Source organism: uncultured Campylobacter sp., from assembly GCF_938018035.1.
Lineage (GTDB): Bacteria > Campylobacterota > Campylobacteria > Campylobacterales > Campylobacteraceae > Campylobacter_B.
This window is the reverse complement of the sequence record NZ_CALIJF010000374.1, coordinates 1-1,198: the sequence shown is the minus strand read 5'-3', so window position 1 is coordinate 1,198 and position 1,198 is coordinate 1. Positions and strand designations below refer to the sequence as shown.

At 42.0% G+C, this 1,198-nt stretch carries 1 protein-coding gene; it reads left to right on the top strand.

Going from position 1 to position 1,198, the window contains the following annotated elements; genetic code table 11:
• Positions 1–1,072 (top strand): DUF3137 domain-containing protein (locus Q0257_RS11325; RefSeq protein ID WP_366517515.1); only part of this gene is annotated, 1,072 nt, incomplete at its 5' end.
• Positions 1,073–1,198 lie beyond the last annotated feature (126 nt).

Here is a 1,198-nt window from a genome sequence, read left to right as displayed (position 1 = left end):
CTCACGCCCGCCGTATCTTTGCGACATAAATTTTGCTAAAATTCGCTCCGAGCGCGAAATCCGCCGCGTAAATTTAGAAAAAGGTAAAATTTTGAATATAAACGAAGCAATAGAGGCAACCGCGAAAAAACAAAGCGAATGCAAAAGACTATATATTAAAAGCATAATTCTTGGACTTTTCTTTACCTTCGGCGTGCTTTTGATAGGAGGTGAGATCGTTATGTATATATTCGACAGCAGCAGAGCTGGAGATTTATTTGCAGCCGTCTATTTGCCGTTTATCATTCTTGCTATTAACATATCCGCATACTATGCGCTGGATGCGGAAAAAGATTATACGAGTTTTTTTAAAAATACGTTCATTCGCATTGCAATAAAAGACGTAAATACAATCTTTAAATACGATCCCCAAGCAGGCATAAGCAAACAAGAATTTAGAAAAATCAATATTTATTCACGCGACAGATTTCGTGCCGAAGACCTAATTAGCGGAACGTATAACGGCGTCAAATTTAATCTTAGCGAAGCTATAAGCATACCCAGGGATGCCAAACTAAAACTAGGCGACTCGCCCGGACTTAACCTAATCTCTCTAATATTTTTTGCTTGGTCAACGATGAAAGATATGCAGGCGTTTAGCGGCTCGGTCTTGGTCTGCGAGTTTTACAAGAAATTTAACGGGCAAACGATAGTCGCAAGTCGCACGTTAAATACTAAATTTATAGGCGAAAAAGAACAGATGGACGATACTCTTTTTAACGATGAATTTAGGGTTTTTACGGATGACAAAGTAGGGGCGAGGTATCTTTTGACGCCCGCATTTATGGAGCGTTTGAGAGAGTTAAAGATAAAATTTGCTGGAGAGATGGGGGTGAGCGCGGCGTTTATGGACGATAAATTTTATCTATTTTTAAACGGAGCGAAAAATAAGTTTGAAACAACGCTGTTTTCGCCGCCGCCGAGCTTAGAGGACGCCGCGCAGATAAAAAAGGAAATTTCAGAGCTTTTATCTATCATAGACGAGTTAAATTTAAACCCGGATTTAAGCGGAGCGGCGATTTTGGCTGATTAACGCGCGCCGCTATTTATCGGCTAAAATTTACTTGCGCTGCGCCAGGATCGCCGTTATTCTCCGCTGCCGACCGAGATGTGTTACGGCTCGGATCGCTCATTTTCGCTACCGGCCGGGGCGCGCTTA